This window comes from Prolinoborus fasciculus (assembly GCF_056724605.1).
Genome location: NZ_JBWZQN010000037.1, coordinates 1 through 22,515 on the forward strand (window position 1 = coordinate 1; position 22,515 = coordinate 22,515).

The following is a 22,515-nucleotide window of genomic DNA, read 5'->3' on the forward strand; positions in this document are numbered from 1 at the left end:
GGCTTTCGATTTTACTGAACACTCTTCAACTGCTCTCGGAATATTCAATAGATGAACTCAATGAGATAGCCACAATGGCATTAGGTATCTCATAGATGTGTAGATACCTATGCCTTTTAGGAGAGGGTTAGGGTGAGGTCATATTTTAATCCTTCCTAACCTCCTTTTGATAAAGGAAGGAATTTACTTTTAAAATGTATCAACAATAAAAAAGCACCTTTCGGTGCTTTTTTATTTACTGAATGATTTGTAAATCATCCTGTAAATGACAGGCCTGAATGATATTCATCATTTTAGCAGGGACAGCTTTAAACTGTAGTCCTTGCGCTTGAGGAGTCTGGCGCAACCAGCGCACCAATACTGCCAAAGCCAAAGTACTGCCACTTTCAAGCCCAGCCAGATTAACCACAAGCGGAAACTTGCTCTGCGACTGAACCACACGCAGACCATCTAAGTAATAGTCCTGCGCATTAGCATAGTCAATCTTGCCTGAAACCTGCAATTCCTGATCCTTGAATACAATCACGGCTCACCTATCTGATTATTTCTTGTCGATTGCAGCTTCTGCATCCGGTTTGAAGTTAGCAATAGCTTTATCTATGTTACCGCCATTACGTTTGACTGTCGCAGCAAACTGGTTACGGAATTGCAAACCTAGATCAATACCCGATACATTGATGTTGCGGATTTTCCATTGTGAACCTTTGTCCACCAGCTGAAACGCTACCGGAATTTTTTCGCCTTTATTATTAAAGTCGATGGTTACAACAGGGTTTTTGCTATTGCTAGCCTTGTATGGACGTACGCTATAGGTCTGATTGCTGAACTTGGAAAATGCAGAACCATAATTTTCAATGAGCGTTTCACGGAAATTCTTTTCAAACTGTGCGCGCTGTGCAGCCGTACTATACTGGTTCGTTGCATAAGTCCCCATCACAATACGCGTGAAAGACTGTGAATCAATGTATGGATCCAAATTCTGGCGGACAATCGCTTTGACCAGCGCCGGATTGTTCTGCAATTTTGCATTATCAGCTTTGAGGCGCTCAATCAAACCATCTGCCACTTTTTTAATAAAAGCAGGTGGTGCTTCAGACGGTGCAGCAAACACTGTACCAGCAACCATTGTGGAAAGAATGCTTGCTGTAAGCGTTTGTTTTACTAAAGTCTTCACTGAAATCTCCTCAATCTATTATTCAACAAATGCAGGTTCTGCATCAGTCGATTCTGAAACTGTCGCCTGTTCTGGGGCAGTTTCTTGACTATCCGACGATTTACCGGCACCGCCAGTAATGAACTTCGTCACTAAATCTTCAATTTCCATGGTGCCTTGGGTATTGGCAATCTGATCACCGCGCTGCAAATAGTTCAGACCACCACCTGGAATAATTTTCAGGTATTTTTCACCCAATAACCCATTGGTCGCTACCATAATATAAGCATCCTCATCAATATTGGTGATGGATTTCATGTTAGCTAAGAGTTGTTTTTCCATGTCTTTTTGTTGCGCAGGGGTAGCCGCAGTATAGTCTGAACTATAACGTAACTCTTCCAGTGCTTCCTGCTGAACCTGCTTTAACTGTTCAGTATTAAACGAGGTCAAGGAGCCATCTAGGGTCATATGTACGGTCGCCAGACGCGTCACTGGATCCAGGGTAATGTCATCCACCTGCCCCACTTTCACACCACTCAATGCCACCTTAGCACGCGGCTTGATCCCATTTACATTTTCAAAAGTCGCTGTCATTTTATAGCTGTCGGAAATATTGTGTCCGACCAGACCACTGACACGCATCGCCAGGAAAAATAAGGCAATCGCAAACAAAATAACAAAAACACCAACGGCCAGCTCACTAGTACGTGATTTCATTAAACACCTCCGAACATGACCGCAGTCAACACAAAGTCAAAGCCTAAAACGCACAGCGAAGAATACACGACTGTACGCGTTGTAGAAGTTGCAATACCTTCCGATGTCGGGACACAAGCATAGCCTTGATACACCGCAATCCAGGTACAAATTAATGCGAATACAAAACTTTTAATAATGGTGCCATTCAAGACATCTTTATAGAATTGCACGCTGCTTTCCATGCCGCTCCAATAAGCGCCTTCATCGGCACCCAGGAAATCTACCCCGACCATTTTACCGCCCATAATGCCAACTGCGGCAAAGATGACGGAAAGCATTGGCAAGCTAAAAATCCCTGCCCAAAGACGCGGCGAAATCACCCGCTTCAATGGATCGACACCGATCATTTCCATACTGGACAATTGTTCAGTAGCTTTCATCAGGCCAATTTCCGCAGTCAAGGCTGAACCGGCACGTCCTGCAAATAGCAAAGCAGCGACCACAGGTGCCAGTTCACGCAGCAAGGTCAACGCGACCGCTGTTCCTAGCATCGACTCACTACCAAAGGTCGACAAGATGCTAAACATCTGCAAACCAAGCACGGCACCAATAAACAGGCCAGAAACCATAATAATCAGCAGGGACAATACCCCAACCCGATACATCTGATAAATAAACAGCTTTACGCCAAGCCAGGTCGGCATGGAAAATAAAATCTGCAACAGCATCAGGGTCGCGACCCCAATCCCCTGTACACGTTCAATAACGCGTCTACCTAATGCGGCAATTACATTCATGAACGAACCTCATCACTTAAATAAGCTTGATGACTAAACTGATAATCCACCGGACCTTCTACCGAACCGGTCAGGAATTGCTGTACAAAAGCAGACGGATGCGCTTTCAGCTCTGCTGGTGTGCCCTCGCCCTGAATTTTGCCTTCTGCCACCACATAAATGTAGTCCGCAATCGATAAAGTTTCTGCAACATCATGCGAGACAATAATCGTGGTCAAGTCTAGTGCTTCACGTAATGAACGGATCAGACGAGTCAAAACGCCCATCACAATCGGATCTTGTCCGGCAAACGGTTCATCGTACATGATCAGCTCAGGATCTAGCGCAATCGCACGGGCCAAAGCCACGCGTCGGTTCATACCACCGGATAGTTCAGATGGCATCATCTGTTCTGCACCACGTAAACCGACTGATTCCAGCTTCAGTGCCACGATTTCCTTAATCAGATGTTCCGGCAATTTGGTATGTGCCCGAATCGGAAATGCGACATTTTCATACACGCTCATATCGGTAAACAAAGCACCGCTCTGAAACAGCATGCCCATCCGTGCACGTGCTGAAAAAAGTTCGGAACGTGACATCGTGGCAATATCCTTGCCGTCCAATAAAACCTGACCGTGCTCAGGAACCAGCTGCCCACCAATCAGTCTTAATAAGGTGGTTTTACCAGTACCGGATGGTCCCATAATGGCGGTAATCTGCCCACGACGAATATTTAAACTCACGTCGTCATAAATCACGCGCTCACCCCGCTTGAAGCTCAGATTCTTGACTTCAATCAGAGATTGAGTATCTCGCGCTGTTTGATTTTTCATAGCTGAGTTTATTCCTGCATTTTTTCAGCATGCATACTATAAAGGAACGAAGTTCAAAATGTTAGCAGTTGAAAAAGATGGTTTAATATCATAAAAAAATGACAACAATGGATTATTTCGTATTTTTTATAATAAAAATATGCACTTAAGCTTGATTCAAGCACATTGATTAATTAAAAAGACTGTATAAATAATAGATAATATTACATAAAATCAAAGTCAATGCGATATATGGCATATACACCTCTATCAATTGAGATCGAAGAGCTAAGCTTTTCATATTAATAATTATCATAACCCTGACAAAATATGATTTAGTAGACATTTTACGTTAAAAAGCAAAAAACTCAATGCATAAAAAAACCGGTATTTCTACCGGTTTTTTTATCTTCATCTAGCGACTGAATTAGTCGTTAAATTTACGACGTGGACGATCTTCACCACCGAACGAACGTTCACCACGTGGCTTGTCATCAAAGTTGCGACGTACTGGACGATCACCGAAATCACGCTTTGGACGGTCATCACCGAATGAACGCGCTGGACGATCACCGAAACCGCCTTCACGACGTGGAGCTGAACGATCACCAAAATCACGTTTTGGACGATCACCATAACCGCCTTCACGAGCTGGTTTATAATCTACACGGTTGCCACGGTTGTCATCATTAGAACGAGGACGGTCACCAAAACCACCTTCACGACGTGGAGCTGGACGATCACCGAAGTCACGCTTTGGACGGTCATCAAACGAACGTTGTGGACGATCACCGAAACCGCCTTCACGACGTGGAGCAGGACGATCACCGAAGTCACGCTTTGGACGGTCATCAAACGAACGTTGTGGACGATCACCGAAACCGCCTTCACGACGTGGAGCAGGACGATCACCAAAGTCACGACGTGGACGATCTTCGCCAAATGCTGGACGTTCGCCACGAGGTTTGTCATCGAAGCTACGACGTGGACGATCATCACCGCCTTCACGACGTTTGAAGTTGCTTTCGCCTTCAAAACGACGACCGCCACCGAAACCACCACGACCGCCATCACGACGACCGCCATCACGGCCACGACCGCGACCAGCGCCATCACGGCTACCACGTGCAGGAGGTGGAGATGGCTCAAGACCTTCAATTTCAGATACGTTTAGACGCGCATCAAGGAAGTCTTCCAAAGCACGGATTTTACCGCGTTCACGGTAAGTCGCCAAAGTAATTGCTTTACCAGTACGACCCGCACGACCTGTACGACCGATACGGTGTACATAGTCTTCGTTCTTCATTGGAAGACCGAAGTTGATTACGTGTGAAATTGTTGGTACGTCAAGACCACGCGCTGCAACGTCAGTTGCAACCAGAATCTTCGCACGACCTTCACGAATGCTACGTAAACGACGGTTACGAACAGTTTGTGGCATAGCACCGTGAAGCGCTACAACTGATAGACCTGCTTCAGCAAGTTCTTCAGCCAACATATCTGTATCTTCTTGAGTTGACGCAAATACAACTGCTTGATCAACGTCTTCTTCGTTCAACCAGTGAGTAAGAAGTTTTTTCTTGTGCTCGAAACCGTCAGTCCAATGCAAAGTCTGAGTAATATCAGTATTTGTAGAGTGACCAGTTTCGATCGAAATACGCATTGGGTCATTCATCATGCGTTCTGCAAGTGTAATGATACGTGGTGCAAAAGTCGCAGAGAACATAAGAGTCTGTTTGCGGTTTGCAGCCAACTCACCAATTGCTTCTAAGTCTTCAGAGAAACCCAGGTCAAGCATACGGTCAGCTTCATCGACGATTAACGCGTCAACTTTATCCAATTTGATTTGACGACGATTCACCAAGTCAAGTAGACGACCTGGAGTTGCAACAACAACTTGCGCGCCTTTTAACTGTTGAATTTGCTTACCGAAAGGCATACCGCCCATGATTGCCGCAATACGAACACCTTTCATGTGACGTACAAATGCGATTGCGTCTTGACATACCTGTTGTGCCAATTCACGAGTCGGTGAAATCACCAAAATATTCGGTTGAGTAACCGCTTTCATACGGTCTTTAAACGGTACTAATGTATCTTGGTTTGCCAACGCATTTAACGTAGGCAGTAAGAATGCAGCAGTTTTACCAGAACCTGTTTGGCTTGACACAAGAAGGTCTTTGCCTTCAAGCGCAGCTGGAATCGCTTGTTCTTGTACAGGAGTAGGAGTAGTAAAGCCTAAAGCGTCGAGAGCCTGGGTTAGAGATTCGTCGAGGGAAAAATCAGCAAAAGTTTTGCTCATAGAGAGTATTCACCCTGAAGTGGGTGCTCCATTTAATAAATAACAATTATGGACATCGGCAAAAAGCGGCACAGCAAATAATGCTGAAAATATTAGGATTCAGCAGCGATCCGAGTAACGACGATGTGGATATAACGCACGCATGATTACGGCCGCAAACCTGAAGGAATCGCTTAAGCGATTGGGGCGCGAAGGATATGTCCTCTCTATGGACAGCACGCGCATACAATGATTAGAAGATAGTGTTCAGGTAAAGAACAGAAATTAAGTGCGTGGCGGAATTATAGCAGAATATTCCACAATGTCATTAAGTTTTAAAACTAATTTTCCTTATTCATAATTTATCTATATATTTCTAATACTTAAAATATAATAAAAAATGTAACAGGTGGTATAAAAAGTCACTTTTCGCCAATTCACCTGATATTTCCAGTATTCAATCAAAGATCAACAACTTTATATCAGTAACTGGTGACCTAGATTCCCATGCATAAAAAAGGCATCCCGAAGGACGCCTTTTCTCAATATTAGATCTGATTCATCTAAACCCGATTATTTTGCTGCTTCACCCCAAGCAGGAACAACTGCTTGCATTAAAGGCTTAAGCATTTTCATTGAACAAGCCAAAACTTGACCATTTTCCATAGAGTCGCTACCACCACGTGCATCAACTACAGTACCGCCTGCTTCTTTCACGATCAATTCGCCAGCTGCGATATCCCAAGGCTTTAAACCAAGTTCGAAATAACCATCGAAACGACCTGCAGCAACATAGGCTAAATCCAATGCTGCAGAACCTGAACGACGATATTGCGCGCCAGCTTCAGTTACATTTAACAGGGTTTGAAAATGGTTCTTGGCATAAGACACAACTTCGCCATTACGCTTGGCACGATAAGCGTGACCAACAGCCATAAAAGTATTTTCCAGGCTGTCTTTAACATTCACACGAATACGGCGCTGGTTCATCATGGCACCACGACCACGACTGGCAGAGAATAGCTCATCTTTCACCGGGTCATAAATCACCCCGTGTTGAGTAATGCCTTTGTGCTGAACTGCGATAGAGATACAGAAATGCGGGAAACCGTTAATGAAGTTTAAAGTACCATCTAGCGGATCGATCACCCAACACCAATCGGCGTCATGACCTTTACCTTCCTGATAGCCAAACTCTTCACCAAGGAAACTGTGATTTTTATAGCTTTTACGTAGGGTATCGATGGTCAACTGTTCCAAATAACGATCTACACGCGTTACCGGACCATCAATTCCTTTTTCTTCGACTTGTAGATCGAGTTTATGACGATTCTGATGCGCTTTTAAAAGCTCTTGACCAACTAACTGAGCCGCACGCGCAGCCATCACCACCATAGGTTCCATTGAACACCCACTACAAATTTGAAGACACTGATAAAGAATAATGCATAAAAGCCCCGATATCTTAGCAAATATCGGGGCTTTTTTGGGAAAAATGTGTCTAAAATTTTTAAGAACTTATGACAAGACGCTTTGCCCCAGGCTGGACCAAGCCTGATTGATCGATTTTTCAATGCCTTGCGCATCCAGACCCGCTTGCTGCAACATCTGTGCATGGGTCGCTTGCGCCATAAACGTATCATCCAGACCCAGATTCAACATCGGTTTGACAATCTGTGCTTCTGCCAGATATTCATTCACGGCACTACCTGCACCGCCCATCACTGCATGTTCTTCCACCGTGACAAACAGACTGGTGCTTAAAGCGAGATCATCGAGCATTTGAGTATCCAGTGGTTTGACAAAACGCATGTTAACCACACGCACGCCAATCTCATGTTTCACGGCAAATGCTTCAGCAGCGTCGACTGCAGCCTGTACCCGGCTACCAAATGCCAGTACAGAAATATATTCATCATACTGCCCATTAAAGCTGGCCACAATTTCCGCCTGACCGATCGGAATCTCGATCATCTTTTGCTGGATATCGACGCCCAGTCCATTGCCACGCGGATAACGTACCGCTGCCGGCCCTGGATACAAATACGCTGTATGCAGCATTTGACGGCATTCATTTTCGTCTTTCGGCGCCATGATCACGATATTCGGGATAGTACGCATATAGGCATAGTCATAAGCACCGGCATGCGTCGGCCCATCTTCACCAACCAGACCGGCACGATCAATACCGAAAGTAACATCCAGATTCTGCAAAGCCACGTCATGTACCAGTTGATCATAACCGCGTTGCAGGAAAGTCGAGTAAATTGCAACCACCGGCTTCAAGCCCTCACAAGCCATACCGGCAGCCAAGGTAACCGCATGCTGTTCGGCAATCGCGACATCAAAGAAACGTTCTGGATATTCTTTGGCAAATTTGACCATGCCTGAGCCTTCGCACATCGCAGGTGTGATTGCGAGCAAACGGGCATCTTGTGCCGCTTCATCGCAAAGCCATTGTCCAAATACATCCGAATATTTCGGTGCAGTATTGCTGGCGGCAACGGCGTTGATTTTGCTAATCGCGTGATATTTGATTTGATCGGATTCTGCCGGAGCAAAGCCTTTGCCTTTTTTAGTATAGATATGAATCAGGCGTGGGCCTTTACGCTTTTTCAGCGCATTAAAGACATGCACCAGCTGTTTGACATCATGACCATCGTACGGGCCAAAATAGTCAAAGCCAATGGCTTGGAATAAGTTATCTGCAGCATCGGTCGCTGCACTGTGCAAACGCGAGTTATACAACCATTCTGGATGTGGCTGTACATATGCCTCACCCTGCTCGGTAACATTAACGAACTCACCGCGCTCCCAAATGGCAGCCAGATGTTTGGCAAAACCACCGGTACTGCAAGAAATCGACATATCATTGTCGTTCAGCACCACCATCAGATCAGCACTGTGTGCCACGGCATCATTCAAGGCTTCAAAAGCCATACCTGCCGTCATGGCGCCATCGCCAATAATTGACACAACTTCACACGGATTATTCTGATAACGACGTGCAAGCGCCATACCTAGGCCAGCAGAAATTGCCGTCGAAGAATGCCCTACCCCAAAAGTATCAAACTCAGATTCTTCACGAGCCGGGAACGCTGCCAGACCGTCTTTGGCACGAATGGTGGTGAGCTGTTCACGACGACCAGTCAACACTTTATGCGGATAGGCCTGATGACCTACATCCCAGATCAGGCGATCATGTGGCGTATTAAAGCAATAGTGTAAGGCCACGGTGAGCTCAATTACACCGAGGTTGGCACCAAAATGTCCGCCACTTTGCCCGGCAGCATACAAAATGAATTGACGTAACTCATCCGCCACTTGTTCCAGCTGGCTTTGCTCGAGTGCACGCAGTTGCTCAGGATGATTGATCGCATCAAGCAACGGTGTTACAGGGCGTTGAGTTGGGATTTCTGTATACAGCATATTATGGCAAAGCCTTCTAAAGCCTGGCAAATCTAAAGCTAGGTCAATGGGGAGTACCCGATCATATAGCTGAATTGTAGCAGCTTCAATTCAGCTACGCTTCTAGCGATGCAATATTAAACAATGATCTCGTCGGGGTGAAAAATTGCAGCCTACGATTATCCTGAATAATCTTACTATTTATCAACTATTATCGTTCGCTTTCTACAAAAAAGAAAATCTATTGCAGAATTTCGACTTTGCAATTCTACCAATGTTCAAGCATTACGCTATACTTTAGCCAATTTCAGGATTTAACGGGTTCAGCTGTGCCAATCGAATTTGTCGCAACGTCAAGATTACCTACCGCTCACGGTGAATTTAAAATTACTGTATTTCAAGACCCTAAGACTGGCGAAGAACATGTCGCACTTTCCAAAGGACTTGAAGAAGTATCAGATGAGCCTGTAGTGGTGCGTGTGCATTCTGAATGTTTAACCGGTGATGCCTTTGCTTCACTCAAATGCGACTGTGGCCCGCAATTGCAAGCGACTTTAAAACTGATCAATGAATTAGGCCGCGGAGTCATTCTGTATTTGCGTCAGGAAGGTCGTGGCATTGGCCTGACCAATAAAATTCGCGCTTATGCCCTGCAAGATCAGGGACATGACACCGTAGATGCCAATTTAATGCTGAACCTGCCAGCAGATGCACGTCAGTATGATATGTGCAGCATCATGCTGGATCATTTACAGGTGAAAGCAGTACGTCTCGTGACCAATAATCCTTCCAAAATTGAGGCTTTAAAAGCCCAGGGGATTAATGTGATCGATCGTGTGCCTTTGACTGTGGGTTTAAACCCTTTTAATGAACAATATCTCAAGACCAAGCACGAACGCATGGCACATCTTTATAAAAAGGATGATTTTTAATATTTTTAACCCCCGCCCCACCTTATTTTAACTTAATCCCTCCAAACCTCCCTTTCTTGCGCTTCGACTTAAAGCCATACTTAAGTCTTGCTCAGGGAGGCTTTCCCTCTTTTTCTTAAAAATGGAGTTAGGGGAAGATTAAATCGTCATGGAAAAAATCCGGTTCTCTGGCACCCGCTGCTTTAAACGTAAATCAAAAGCCATACAAATATTGCGTACAAATGGTTTCCCTTTCTCCAGTATCGTGACTGACGAGTCTGAAAATTGAATCAAACCATCCTGTTCCATTTCCTCAAGCTGTTCCAAAACTTCATCAATTTCAGGGAAACGTAATTCGGGATTTCCCCATGAGGTGCTAAAGCTGCACATCAGATTTAGAATATGTTGCCGAATAATCAGATCTTCCTGATTTAAGACATGCCCTTTAAATACCGGAATTTCATTGCGCGCCAGGCATTCATAATATTCTTCAATGGTTTTCACATTCTGCGCAAAGCTATACCAGCTATCGCTGATCGAAGAAATGCCCAGCCCAATCATCACCTGGGTTTTAGAGGCGGTGTACCCCATAAAATTGCGGTGTAATGTTCCTGCTTGAAAGGACTGGTACATCGCATCTTTTTCTAAGGCAAAATGATCCATGCCGATTTCATGATAACCATGCGCGAGTAACTTCTTTTTACCTTCTTCATAGCATTCCCGTTTGATTGCATCTTTGGGCACATCGGCATCTTTAAAACCGCGCTGACCATTGCCTTTAATCCAAGGCACATGTGCATAGCTATATAAAGCCAGACGGTCCGGCAAGAGCGAATTGGTTTGTTCAATAGTATTTAAAACATCTTCCAGACTCTGAAATGGCAGACCAAAGACCAGATCATGGGAAATCGATTCATAGCCAATTTCTCGCGCCCATTCGGTTACCTGTTTAACATTTTCATAAGGCTGAATCCGGTGAATCGCCTTTTGCACGGTTTCATTATAATCCTGTACCCCATAACTGACTCGACGAAAGCCAAGGTCATATAAACCTTGCAAATGCTCACGCATGGTATTATTAGGATGGCCTTCAAAACTGAATTCATGTACAGGCGCTACATCTGCTTTGGCCAGAATGCCTTGAATCAGTTGAGCCAGATGCGCCATTGAAAAAAAGGTCGGCGTTCCCCCACCCAAATGAATTTCTTTAATGATGGGCTTTTCTTGTAATAGCTCACAATATAAATCCCATTCTTTCAACACTGCCTGAATATAAGGCTGTTCCATTTCATGTTTTTTTGTGACTCTCTTATGGCAACCACAAAAGGTACACAGGCTTTCGCAAAATGGCAGGTGGATATACAAGCTAATGCCTTCGCTTTGATTGGATTCATCAAAAGACTTTTTTAGCGTTTGCTTCCATTGTTCCAGCGAGAAATTCTGCTCTTCCCAATACGGAACCGTAGGATAACTAGTATAGCGTGGCCCGGGAACATTGTATTTTTGAATCAGGGAATTGACCTGTACCGACATGACACCCACCTATTACCATCGAGAAATGCTCAAGCCAATGAGCGCTTGTGAGTTATTGTGCTGAGCTTGAAAGAAGAATTCAACCTAGCCATTTGGTCGGATTTAATCATGCATTCTGCTTATGAAGCTTGAAATTTAAAGTCTGGACCGATCAACTGCATCACCAAATTAGACCTTAATCTTTGACTGATTTTATGCTTTGATGTAATTAGTTTTTTATTTCCCTACGAGGCTCTGATGCAGCATCCTACATCTGCGGATATTCAACGCGTTCGTGAATTTCTCCTCGACTTGCAGGCACGGATTTGTGCGGCACTAGAACAACAGGAACGTACTGGCGGCGGTACAGCCGAATTTATCATCGATGACTGGGAGCGTCCGGAAGGTGGTGGCGGCCGTTCACGTGTTTTGCAAAATGGTACGGTAATTGAAAAAGGCGGTGTGATGTTCTCCCACATCAACATTTCCAAGCTGCCCGCTTCTGCGACCGAACGCCATCCCAATATTGCTGGTGCCAAAGCGCAAGCAATGGGAGTATCACTGGTCATCCATCCAAAAAATCCGAATGTACCGACTTCGCATGCCAACGTGCGTTTATTTGTGGCAGAAAAAGAAGGTCAGGATCCGATCTGGTGGTTTGGTGGCGGTTTTGACCTGACCCCGTTTTATCCGAATGATGAAGATGTACTGTCTTGGCATCAAACGGCGCATGATCTGTGTGTGCCATTTGGCGAAGAAGTTTATCCTGAACATAAACAATGGTGTGATAACTATTTTTATTTAAAACATCGTGATGAACAGCGCGGTGTGGGTGGTTTATTTTTTGACGATCTGAATCAATGGGATTTTGAAACCTGTTTCCAGTATCTGCAGGCTATAGGCAATGGTTACCTGGAAGCCATTCTGCCGATTTTCCAGCGCAATCAGGATAAGCCTTATACCGAAGCACAACGCGAATTCCAGTTATACCGTCGCGGCCGTTATGTGGAATACAATCTGGTTTATGACCGCGGCACCCTGTTTGGTTTGCAGACTGGTGGCCGGATTGAATCGATTCTGGTCAGCTTGCCCCCGCTTACCGGATGGTCATATCGCCCTGAATGGGATGAAGGCTCACCGGAAAAACGTTTAACAGATTACTACCTGAAACCACATGACTGGTTAACAGAATTAAAATCCAACGCAATGAAATGATACAAACGGCCCTCAAATAGAGGGCTGTTTTAATAGATATATCCTCTATACTGCTGCATAGAAATATCTGATTTGATCGGGGCACCCTATCGCTACATCGATCACATTCCATTTGATGTCTAGTGAGAATAACAATGCATAATCTTCAATTAAATCTACCTGTGTTGGCCTTTTGGCTTTTTTTGGCTCTTGCCATCAGCGCGATGAGTACCGCAATTTTGAGTCACAACCTGATTCTGGATGGCGCCGCTATTCTGGTGAGTATCCTGACTGGGCTTGGGGTTGTTCTCAGTATGGCGCTGATGTTTGCGGAACATATTATGGATATTTGCAGTTCCTAAAATCCTAATAACTTAGCAGTAATTCAAAATCGCGCAGGCTTTAGTCCCTGCGCTTTTTCACGTATATTGATGGCCATTTCCGCACATGGACATTGTGAAATGAGCAAACAATTTGCCGTGATTGGCAACCCGATTGAACAGTCACGTTCTCCAGAATTGCATCATGCCTTTGCTGCTAAAACTGGTGTCGACCTGAATTACACTAAACTTCTGGCGCCACTGGATGGCTTTGAAGCCAACATTCAGGAGTTCTTTAGCAATGGCGGTAGTGGCATGAATGTCACCGTACCCTTTAAAGAACAGGCTTTTGCCCACTGTCAGGTACTGAGTGAACGGGCCAAAATTGCCAAAGCCGTGAATACGCTATGGATGGAAAATGGCATCCTGCATGGCGACAATACCGATGGTCAGGGACTGGTTGAAGCCATCCGTGCCTTGGACTGGCCACTGGAAAATACAGATATTTTAATTATTGGTGCAGGCGGTGCCACGCGTGGTGTAATCTATCCCCTAGCCCAGGCAGGTGCGAAAAAAATCGTGATCGCCAATCGTACCTTGGCACGGGCGGAACAACTGGTCGCTGATCTTCAGAATGCCGTACCGCAAGTCGAATTACAGGCGATTTCACTAGACACTTTAGCCGGTGAATTTGATTTGGTGATTAATGCCACCTCTGCCAGCCTCAGTGGTGATGCTTTGGTTTTACCAGAGGCGTTACAGTTTAAACGGGCCTATGAAATGGCCTATGGCAAACCTTCTTCCTTTCTCGATCAAGCCAAAGTACGCGGTGTACCGACATCTGAAGGTTTTGGCATGCTGGTCGGTCAGGCAATTGAATCTTTTTACATCTGGAATGGTATCAAGCCGGATTTAAAAGAGTTTCTTTAAAACCCCTATCTCTCCAATGAGTTCAGTTCGGGTTGCAACTGCAACCCTTTACTCTCCTCCTACTACTTTTTATAAGCTGAAAAACCATGAATTGGTTTTAATGACATTTTAGAATGAGTTATTTTGCGACCTGAATCCGAGCACAATTCATACAAAAACATACTGGACAAATCACCTTTTAACTCATTAAATTCCATTGATATAACAAGTTTTTAATCTTCCTGTAATGTAAACACCTAATGATGAAATTCGATGATTTCATTCATTAGCCTTAAAAATCGATTCGCTTTTCTGACATTTTTATTCACTGAATTCATCAATGTTTTTTTATCCCGAATGTGAATAATCAAAGAATCGATACAGATAATCCAAAACTAATTTCAATCAGGATTAAACGCATGCCAGCATATAAAGCCCCTTTACACGACATTCGCTTCCTTATGAATGAAGTGCTTGACTACCCTGCGCACTACCAGAATTTGTCGAATGGTGAATATGCCGATGCCGACACGGTAGATATGATCTTAGAAGGCGCTGCAGATTTCTGTGAAAATGTACTGTCGCCGTTGAATCAAAGCGGTGATGAAGAAGGCTGTCATTTTGAAAATGGCGAAGTAAAAACACCGAAAGGCTTTAAAGAAGCTTACGACCAGTTCGTACAAGGTGGCTGGCAAGGTCTGTCTTATCCTGAAGAATTTGGTGGCCAAAACCTGCCAATGTCTTTAAACCTGATCAAATCGGAAATGATGGGGACTGCAAACTGGTCATTCCAGATGTATCCGGGTTTAAGTGTGGGTTGTATCAACACTATCATGCAATATGGTACCGATGAGCAGAAAAACACGTATCTGCCTCACTTAGTTGCAGGAACTTGGGCGGGCACCATGTGTCTGACTGAGCCGCAATGTGGTACTGACTTGGGTCAAGTTAAGACCAAAGCAGAGCCGAAAGAAGATGGCAGCTATGCCATTTCAGGCACCAAAATCTTTATTTCCGCAGGTGAGCACGACCTGACTGAAAATATCGTACATATCGTACTGGCACGCCTTCCAGATGCGCCGCAAGGTACCAAAGGGATTTCTCTGTTTATCGTACCGAAATTTATTGCTGCTGCAGATGGCGGGATCGGCGAGCGTAATCCAGTGAACTGTGGTTCGATTGAACACAAAATGGGGATTCGCGCTTCAGCAACGGCTGTACTGAATTTTGACAATGCGACTGGCTACCTGATTGGCGAACCGAATAAAGGCTTGCACGCTATGTTCACCTTTATGAACACGGCGCGTATTGGTACTGCGATTCAGGGTATTTGTCATGCTGAACTGTCGTTCCAGGGTGCTTTACCTTATGCTAAAGAACGTATGTCAATGCGTGCCTTGTCTGGCAAAAAAGATCCAGAAAAAGTGGCGGATGCGATCATTCATCATGCCGATGTACGCCGTATGCTGTTGACGCAAAAAGCCATTGCTGAAGGTGGCCGTGCCATGATTTATCATGCTGCGCAAATTGCCGACAACATGAATGATGCTTTGCTGCGTGGCGATACTGCAGCATTTGAACAGCATGATGACCATCTTGGGTTCTATACTCCAATCCTGAAAGGCTTCCTGACCGAAATGGGTTATGAGGCATCAAATCACGGTATGCAAGTCTTCGGTGGACATGGCTATATCAAAGAATGGGGCATGGAACAGATCGTACGTGACTCACGTATCTCTACCCTGTATGAAGGCACAACAGGTGTTCAGGCACTGGATCTGATTGGCCGTAAAGTGCTGTTGACATCAAAAGGTAAAGTTATTCGTGATTACACTGCTGAAATCCTGAAATTCTGCGGTCAGCATGCACGCAATAAATACATGCGCCGCTTTGCCTGGGATTTGACCAAGCTATGTGCACAGTGGAATGCGTTAACCGTGCGTATCATGCTGGCTGCACGTAAGGATCGTGACATTGTGTCTTCTGCGTCAGTCGATTTCCTAATGTTCTCCGGTTATGTGATGATGGCCTACTTCTGGGCACAGCAAGCTGCAGTCGCTTCAGCCAAACTAGCTTCTAATGACGGTACGGAAGTTCCAGAATTCTATAAAGCGAAAATCAAAACTGCTGATTTCTACTTTGAACGTATTCTGCCACGTACTCAAGGTCATGCTGAAGCGATGGTGAATCCCTCTAAAACCATGACGGCACTGGCACCAGAACACTTTAGCTTTGACTACTAAGCTGTAAATTGAGTTAAAAAGGGCGCTTCGGCGCTCTTTTTATTGATGTAGATACCCTTGTTTAACTTAAAAAACCTTTCTGGATAGAAAATATACAAATTTAATTTTATATTTTTCAACATCCTAATAAATTAGCCAAATAAAACGCTTGTATATCTGAAAATAAGCGGTATGATAATCCCAACTAGAAAAATTCTTGTTTTGGTTAGTCTTCTTTTAAGTATCGCAGTTTTAGTCATAAACCTTCGTATTACAGATCAAAAAGCTCCATCCTTTTTATTTTTCAAAGTTACAGTTAGTCATCTGAAATTTTGGCTATAAATTCATACGATTCAATAGGTTATATTATGTCTAATACAGTTAACGGTACAGTAAAATGGTTCAACGAAACTAAAGGTTTCGGTTTCATTCAACAAGAATCAGGTCCAGACGTTTTTGCTCACTTCAGCGAAATCACTGGTTCAGGTTTCAAAACTTTAGTTGAAGGCCAAAAGGTTTCTTTCAGCGTAGCTCAAGGCCAAAAAGGCCCTACAGCTGTAAATATCGTTGCTCTATAATCTAGAAGCAAGATATTGAAAAAAAGCACTCTTAGAGTGCTTTTTTTGTGCCTATCATTTTCTCATACCGCTCTAGTTTTTAAAGATCATTGGGTTGATCTAAAAAACGGTGTGCTCTATGCCAGGCTAAAAATACCGGATCAGGGGCAAAACGTTTTGGTACGTCGATTCGCTTACCGTGATAGGGTTTTAAATAGGCGTATAAACTCGCATCTTGCTTGGCCTGATTCGCGATACACACTTTAAGCCCTTCATCCAACGTGATAAATCCCTGATCGAAAGCTTGATCCAATAAAGAAGATAAACAAATTCCATTACGCGGATTTTTTCGATGTGCCTGATTTTCAGACCAGGGTACGATATGAGAAGCCACTAAAAAGGCTTTGGCCTTAATGCCTGAGATCGCACATTGATATTGATAATTAAGTTTAACTTGTAAAGCAAATTTCTGGTGTGGCGAACCGCGAACCTTTACCCTTGCATATTGATCTTCAACACTATAATCAAGGATTTCTTGACGCAAATGCGTATCTAGTAAAGTGTCCTGTTTTTCTCCTCTTCCCGCTAATTTAAGTAATCGCCAAAAATCATCTGCCGTGATCTCATTCATGCCATATTGTTGAAAAAAATGTGCCCAAGTATTTCCGCGTGGTTTAAAAGCCCATTGAAAATCTTCCAAATCGGACTGCAGAATAGGATCTATAAAACGCATACCATCGATCACTTTCGCAAAGACCGGTTTGGTTCGGCGTTTTTGATGATTTTGAGGAATGGCAGTAGGTGCAATAATCTTGGCTATACGGCCTGCACCATAAAGATAGAATTGATTTTTAATTTCAGAGGCTTTTTGCGGTCGTCGATATAAAAAGAAGGTGGTGTTTCAAAAAGTATGCTGGCGTTAAACAAATCCGTTATTAAGGTAAAAGAAAGTCAAATCAAAGGCTTTAAAATGATTTTCGAGCTTTTTAGAAAAGTTGCAACTTCTCCTAAATCCACGCCTGATTCGATGACGAATTCTACAATTGTTACCTTCAATACCGACGGTAAAAAACTTACCGATCACTTGCTTGCAACATTGAAATGCTGTGATAAAACTATCCCAATGATCACTCGCAATTCGAGCATATTGAACCCCAAGCTTTTTAAGTCTAGCTTTAAGACGTTGAACCGTTGCTAAATCCCGCTTACCCCAAACATAAGCAACAATTTCTCCAGATTCTCGATGGTAGGCATAAATAAGCCATTGTTTATTTTTCTTATTCCCTACAAAAGTCCAAAGTTCATCGACTTCAAGACATTCGTAGTGGCTTTGTTTAGGCTGAATCTGATAGATCGATTCACTTAAGGTTCGTAATACCTTGCCAATGCTGATACGCTCGACTTCAGCAATATCTCTTACACCGCTTCCTCTGACCATCAAATGTAATATCTTGCCGGTAATACCTGAGTTACACCCTTGATAGCTTAATGCATGATCACCAATAAACTGACGTTTGCAATCTTTGCACTGATGGTTTTGTTTCCCATCTACTTTGATGCCATTTCTCTTTATATTGTTACTTAGACAGGTAGGACATTTGATTTGTAGCGTTATTTTCATACCTCTATTTTATCAAAAGCCATATTGTTTTTTTCAGCATACTTTTTGAAACACCACCAAAAAGAAATCCCCTTCCCTGACTCGATTATATTTAGACTGATCCCAATGATATTCTTTAAAGTCCCGATCTTCATAAACCAGATGATCACTTTTACTATCAAAAATAAAGAATCGGGTATCGGTTAAATCCATCTGTTGAAAAGCCCATAATGTATCCACCTGCCCACCCTCTAGAAATTATAATATTCATTTAATTTAATCTTTGAATATTCTCAGAAAACTTCTCTTTAAGAAAGCGTCAATCAGACTTTAGGCATTTTATTTAAGGCAATAAAAAACCCCAATAAACTCCTATTAGGGTTTCTTTTAGAACAATGGAGAAATTAAATAATTAAAGAAATTCTTCTAATACCGAATTTAAAAAGATATGTCCCTGTTCGGTACATGAAAGTCGGTCTTGATCATCAACCATTAATTTTCTGTCACGTAAAGAGCTCAGTAACTCCTGTAAAGTATCTAGACTCAAACCGGTACGTTCGGCATAGAGTTTGGCTTCCACACCCTGATTTAAACGTAACGCATTCATCATAAACTCAAAGGGCATGTCAGCATCTTCAATCCGCTTAAACTGCAGATGTTCAGCAGGTACTTTGGCTAAGTAGTCTTTAGGTAAACGGGTTTTCTGGAACCGATACACGCCATCCGGCTGAGTGACTTTGCCGTGTGCTCCGGCACCAATTGCCAGATAATCACCAAACTGCCAGTAATTCAGATTATGCGCTGAAGGCAATTCTTTACGCCAAGCCGAAACTTCATAGTTGATAAAGCCTTGAGCTTTTAAGTAGAGCTCACCCTGCTCCTGAATATCTTCCAATACTTCATCGACAGGCAAAATCGGTTGAGTCCGGAAAAATACCGTATTGGGTTCAATCGTCAGCTGATACCAGGAAATATGGGTTGCGCCCTGCTCCACTGCCAGTTTTAAATCATGCAAAGCCTGTTCTAAAGTCTGTTCAGGCAAACCATGCATCAAGTCGACATTAATCCGCTGAAACCCAGCTTCACGTGCCAGCCCAATGGCAGAAATCGCATCTTCATTGCTGTGAATCCGTCCCAAACGCTTGAGATGCTCGGTATTAAAACTCTGTACCCCAATCGACAGACGGTTAATTCCGGCCTGCAAATAACCGGCAAACGGATCATGTTCGACTGTGCCGGGATTGGCTTCCAGCGTAATCTCACAGCCTTCGGCAAAGGGAATAACGGCTTTGAGCTGATCAAATAACCATTGATAGCCTAGGGCAGAAATCAGTGACGGCGTCCCCCCACCAATAAAGACACTGTGAATCTGCCGGCCTTGGGCAAAATCGACCTGAGTTTTAAAGTCTTCCACCAGTGCTCGTAAATATTCCTGTTCCAATTCCAGTGATAGCTGACCATCCGGAACCGCATGTGAATTGAAGTCACAATAAGGACATTTGCGCACACACCAAGGCATATGAATATATAAGGACAAAGGGACAGCAGCAGGATTCAATTCAGCCAAAGAACTACTCAAAAACGATTACAAGATATAGCGGAATTTTAACATGACTCGGCGGCAACACTGCTAAAATTAAATTTGATCGTGTGATATGTCTAAAAATTTAAATAGAATTAGTCAGTTAAAATTATGAAAATATCTTCTCAATTTATTATTTTACTTCCTTTGGTTTTTGCAATCGGTGTTTTATTGACACTCCAGACTGCAATTAACACACAACTAAAAGAATATTTATATTCTCCTATTCAAGCTGCATTTTTTTCCTTTTTGATTGGTACAATAGTGCTGGCCGTAATCGTACTTTTTCAGTCTAATCCCAAACCCGGTTTACAGGAATTGATAAGTGTTCCCTGGTATTTATGGCTAGGGGGAATCGTGGGTGTATACGCGATTAGTATGAGCATTTATGCAGCGCCCAAACTTGGCTTTCTGGTTCTTAGCGGTCTCATTATTTTTGGTCAGATGGTGATGTCGATGCTGGTCGATCATCTGGGATTGTTGGGTAATGAAAAAATGCCGGTTAACTGGCAACGTCTTTTAGGCGGCGTGGTAATTTTTATTGGTGTGCTTCTCACTTTACAACGCTAAACCTTCTATTTAAGCACATGATCACGATGAGTAATTTTTGTGTCGAATGTTTCACCAGTCACAACCTTTGGTTTTGAATTAAAAAAACTTTTTCATCTGATGCTGCCTATTCTGGTGACCCAATTTTCTCAGGCTGGTCTGGGCCTGATTGATACCATTATGGCCGGTCACCTATCTGCTACCGATCTTGCCGCGATTGCCGTCGGAGTAGGACTCTGGATTCCGGTGATGCTGCTGTTTAGTGGCATTATGATTGCCACGACGCCTTTGGTTGCCGAAGCCAATGGCGCACGTACACCTGAAAAAATTGCCACCATTGCACGTCAATCACTTTGGGTTGCCCTGATTCTTGGGGTAATTGCCGGCTTGATTTTGCAACTCTTGCCGGCCACTTTGCCACTTTTAGGGGTACCGGAAAGCTTACAACCTAAAGCCGGTTTATTCCTGCATTCCATTGGTTTTGGTATGCCAGCGGTAACCATGTATGCAGCTTTACGCGGCTACTCTGAAGCGATTGGAAATCCGCGTCCGGTTACCGTCATTAGTTTATTGGCGCTGGTTTTGCTGGTTCCGCTGAACTATATCTTTATGTATGGTCTTGGCTCTGTTCCAGCCTTGGGCAGCGCAGGTTGTGGTTTTGCCACGGCGATTTTACAGTGGCTAATGGTCATCACCCTCGCATTGTATATCTTTAAAAATAAGGCCTATCAACGTACCCAGCCTTTTACTCACTGGGAAAAAATCAACCCGGAATGGATGAAGCGCATCTTACAACTTGGCTTTCCAATCGGATTGGCGATCTTCTTTGAGGTCAGTATTTTCAGTACAGCGGCAATTGTGCTGAGTCCTTTGGGTGAGACTATTGTCGCTGCGCATCAAATTGCTATTTCTGTCACTTCACAACTGTTCATGATTCCCATGTCACTGGCGATTGCCCTGACCATTCGGGTCGGCACCTACTATGGTGAACAGAACTGGCAAGCCATGCGTAAAGTGCAATATCTCGGCCTGATTACTGCCACTATTCTGGCGATCCTGACCATGATTCTGCTTTGGGTTTTCCGTAATGAAATCGTGGCGCTCTACACCTCAGATATGATCGTGACCCAAATTGCGGTGTATCTGATTCTGTTTGCCATTGCCTATCAGCTGATGGATGCCTGGCAGATCAGTGCCGCAGGTTGTCTGCGCGGCATGCAGGATACCAAGGGGCCGATGTGGATTACCATGCTGGCTTACTGGGTCATCGCCTTCCCGGTTGGGGTATATTTATCCCGCTTTACCGAGATGGGAGCAGCCGGTGTTTGGGTTGGCCTGATTGTAGGCCTAAGTGTTGCCTGTGTTTTATTGCTGGCACGACTCTATAGCAATAACAGACGTTTAAGCTTAAAGGTGTAAAAACTTAGCGACTTTCAAGCAATCTTAAATATTGGGTAGTGACATGGATGTCACCGTTGATCTGTGATACAGGGAAGTAGCATTAGATCAACGAAACGGTTCTGTTACTTTTGCCATGACAAAATTAAGAGCTGCCTACGCGACAGCATAAAAATAAAAGATGCGAGCATAGCCTTGAGCATTCTAATTTCGATGTAGAAGTTAAGAATTAGCGGCTAATGCTTCCTTCAATCCTTCTGGAATCTCCGATTCATCCGCCACATCTTTAATCACCACCTGCCCCACAATCACATCCGTACCATTAAAACTCATGGTGGGTGAACCATATAACTCATAACCTTCATTTAAGGCACGGGTCACCCGCGCACAAAAATGCACATCATCCTTCCCAGTAAAATATCGATAGACTTTCATTGAATTTTCTTCATTACTACACTCTGTTTATTCTAAGCTTTTAGCCATAAAACAACATTCAGAATTAATACTCAGCCTTATCTAAAACGATGATGGATTCCGGCATATTCTTTTAGTTTAGCCAAGGAGATAAAGATAAATCTTTATCAAATCAAAGATGATGCATTAAACATGGAGAAGCTGAAGGAAATCAC

At 43.7% G+C, this 22,515-nt stretch carries 22 protein-coding genes; 8 read left to right on the top strand and 14 right to left on the bottom strand.

Annotated elements, in window-relative coordinates:
• Nucleotides 1–235 precede the first annotated feature (235 nt).
• The 8 genes from AC1P5O_RS09880 to dxs form a co-directional block, all read right to left on the bottom strand.
• Nucleotides 236–526 (bottom strand): STAS domain-containing protein, encoded by a 291-nt coding sequence (locus AC1P5O_RS09880; protein ID WP_004732307.1) that lies wholly within the window; start codon nucleotides 524–526, stop codon nucleotides 236–238.
• 15 nt (nucleotides 527–541) lie between these two features.
• Nucleotides 542–1,174: an MlaC/ttg2D family ABC transporter substrate-binding protein gene (locus AC1P5O_RS09885; protein ID WP_004732310.1), complete on the bottom strand. Its 633-nt coding sequence runs from the start codon at nucleotides 1,172–1,174 to the stop codon at nucleotides 542–544.
• Nucleotides 1,175–1,192: 18 nt separating this feature from the next.
• Entirely contained in the window at nucleotides 1,193–1,870 is a 678-nt protein-coding gene (gene mlaD / locus AC1P5O_RS09890) for an outer membrane lipid asymmetry maintenance protein MlaD (protein WP_004732312.1), read from the bottom strand.
• The gene (gene mlaE, locus AC1P5O_RS09895; RefSeq protein WP_121980334.1) at nucleotides 1,870–2,649 is read right to left on the bottom strand and encodes a lipid asymmetry maintenance ABC transporter permease subunit MlaE; all 780 of its coding nucleotides are present in this window, start codon (nucleotides 2,647–2,649) and stop codon (nucleotides 1,870–1,872) included. The genes mlaD and mlaE overlap by 1 nt, the downstream gene beginning before the upstream one ends.
• Complete coding sequence (locus AC1P5O_RS09900; protein WP_004645032.1) at nucleotides 2,646–3,464, bottom strand: ABC transporter ATP-binding protein; 819 nt, start codon at nucleotides 3,462–3,464, stop codon at nucleotides 2,646–2,648. Before AC1P5O_RS09900 ends, mlaE begins: the two co-directional genes overlap by 4 nt.
• 406 nt (nucleotides 3,465–3,870) lie before the next feature.
• Entirely contained in the window at nucleotides 3,871–5,745 is a 1,875-nt protein-coding gene (locus tag AC1P5O_RS09905) for a DEAD/DEAH box helicase (protein ID WP_004732315.1), read from the bottom strand.
• A gap of 552 nt (nucleotides 5,746–6,297) precedes the next feature.
• Nucleotides 6,298–7,128 (bottom strand): inositol monophosphatase family protein, encoded by an 831-nt coding sequence (locus AC1P5O_RS09910; protein ID WP_004281534.1) that lies wholly within the window; start codon nucleotides 7,126–7,128, stop codon nucleotides 6,298–6,300.
• A 114-nt stretch (nucleotides 7,129–7,242) separates the two neighbouring features.
• Nucleotides 7,243–9,153: a 1-deoxy-D-xylulose-5-phosphate synthase gene (gene dxs, locus AC1P5O_RS09915; protein WP_004732318.1), complete on the bottom strand. Its 1,911-nt coding sequence runs from the start codon at nucleotides 9,151–9,153 to the stop codon at nucleotides 7,243–7,245.
• Between the two features lie 308 nt (nucleotides 9,154–9,461).
• Here dxs and ribA point away from each other — a divergent pair, with 308 nt between their 5' ends.
• Complete coding sequence (gene ribA / locus AC1P5O_RS09920; RefSeq protein WP_004645027.1) at nucleotides 9,462–10,064, top strand: GTP cyclohydrolase II; 603 nt, start codon at nucleotides 9,462–9,464, stop codon at nucleotides 10,062–10,064.
• Between the two features lie 138 nt (nucleotides 10,065–10,202).
• Here the strand turns inward: ribA and hemN are convergent, their stop codons facing one another.
• Nucleotides 10,203–11,576, bottom strand: a complete 1,374-nt coding sequence (gene hemN, locus AC1P5O_RS09925; RefSeq protein ID WP_004732320.1) for an oxygen-independent coproporphyrinogen III oxidase — start codon at nucleotides 11,574–11,576, stop codon at nucleotides 10,203–10,205.
• 237 nt (nucleotides 11,577–11,813) lie between these two features.
• Between hemN and hemF the strand changes: the two genes are divergently transcribed.
• The 5 genes from hemF to AC1P5O_RS09950 all read left to right on the top strand — a co-directional run bounded on the left by hemF (nucleotide 11,814) and on the right by AC1P5O_RS09950 (nucleotide 16,778).
• Nucleotides 11,814–12,770 carry an oxygen-dependent coproporphyrinogen oxidase gene (gene hemF, locus AC1P5O_RS09930; RefSeq protein WP_004732322.1) on the top strand — a complete coding sequence of 319 codons (957 nt, stop codon included), beginning with the start codon at nucleotides 11,814–11,816 and terminating at the stop codon, nucleotides 12,768–12,770.
• Between the two features lie 134 nt (nucleotides 12,771–12,904).
• Nucleotides 12,905–13,111 carry a hypothetical protein gene (locus AC1P5O_RS09935; RefSeq protein ID WP_004732323.1) on the top strand — a complete coding sequence of 69 codons (207 nt, stop codon included), beginning with the start codon at nucleotides 12,905–12,907 and terminating at the stop codon, nucleotides 13,109–13,111.
• Between the two features lie 99 nt (nucleotides 13,112–13,210).
• A complete protein-coding gene (gene aroE, locus AC1P5O_RS09940) occupies nucleotides 13,211–13,999 on the top strand; it encodes a shikimate dehydrogenase (RefSeq protein WP_004732325.1) in 789 nt (262 codons plus the stop codon).
• A 398-nt stretch (nucleotides 14,000–14,397) separates the two neighbouring features.
• Nucleotides 14,398–16,221: an acyl-CoA dehydrogenase C-terminal domain-containing protein gene (locus tag AC1P5O_RS09945; protein WP_004732327.1), complete on the top strand. Its 1,824-nt coding sequence runs from the start codon at nucleotides 14,398–14,400 to the stop codon at nucleotides 16,219–16,221.
• Between the two features lie 347 nt (nucleotides 16,222–16,568).
• Nucleotides 16,569–16,778, top strand: coding sequence for a cold-shock protein (locus AC1P5O_RS09950; protein WP_004281542.1), 210 nt, complete (start codon nucleotides 16,569–16,571; stop codon nucleotides 16,776–16,778).
• Between the two features lie 79 nt (nucleotides 16,779–16,857).
• Here the strand turns inward: AC1P5O_RS09950 and AC1P5O_RS09955 are convergent, their stop codons facing one another.
• The 4 genes from AC1P5O_RS09955 to hemW all read right to left on the bottom strand — a co-directional run bounded on the left by AC1P5O_RS09955 (nucleotide 16,858) and on the right by hemW (nucleotide 19,924).
• Nucleotides 16,858–17,490, bottom strand: a complete 633-nt coding sequence (locus tag AC1P5O_RS09955) for an HNH endonuclease (protein WP_228277133.1) — start codon at nucleotides 17,488–17,490, stop codon at nucleotides 16,858–16,860.
• Nucleotides 17,491–17,676: 186 nt separating this feature from the next.
• The gene (locus AC1P5O_RS09960; RefSeq protein ID WP_004282345.1) at nucleotides 17,677–18,378 is read right to left on the bottom strand and encodes an IS1 family transposase; all 702 of its coding nucleotides are present in this window, start codon (nucleotides 18,376–18,378) and stop codon (nucleotides 17,677–17,679) included.
• Between the two features lie 33 nt (nucleotides 18,379–18,411).
• Nucleotides 18,412–18,597 (bottom strand): hypothetical protein, encoded by a 186-nt coding sequence (locus AC1P5O_RS09965; RefSeq protein WP_228277135.1) that lies wholly within the window; start codon nucleotides 18,595–18,597, stop codon nucleotides 18,412–18,414.
• A 172-nt stretch (nucleotides 18,598–18,769) separates the two neighbouring features.
• Nucleotides 18,770–19,924, bottom strand: a complete 1,155-nt coding sequence (gene hemW / locus AC1P5O_RS09970; protein ID WP_004732331.1) for a radical SAM family heme chaperone HemW — start codon at nucleotides 19,922–19,924, stop codon at nucleotides 18,770–18,772.
• Between the two features lie 126 nt (nucleotides 19,925–20,050).
• On the opposite strand from hemW, the gene AC1P5O_RS09975 reads away from it, so the two are divergent.
• Complete coding sequence (locus tag AC1P5O_RS09975) at nucleotides 20,051–20,509, top strand: DMT family transporter (protein ID WP_004732334.1); 459 nt, start codon at nucleotides 20,051–20,053, stop codon at nucleotides 20,507–20,509.
• Nucleotides 20,510–20,548: 39 nt separating this feature from the next.
• A complete protein-coding gene (locus tag AC1P5O_RS09980; RefSeq protein ID WP_004732336.1) occupies nucleotides 20,549–21,907 on the top strand; it encodes an MATE family efflux transporter in 1,359 nt (452 codons plus the stop codon).
• Between the two features lie 201 nt (nucleotides 21,908–22,108).
• On the opposite strand, the gene AC1P5O_RS09985 is transcribed toward AC1P5O_RS09980, so the two are convergent.
• Entirely contained in the window at nucleotides 22,109–22,321 is a 213-nt protein-coding gene (locus tag AC1P5O_RS09985) for a DUF1737 domain-containing protein (RefSeq protein ID WP_004732339.1), read from the bottom strand.
• Nucleotides 22,322–22,515 lie beyond the last annotated feature (194 nt).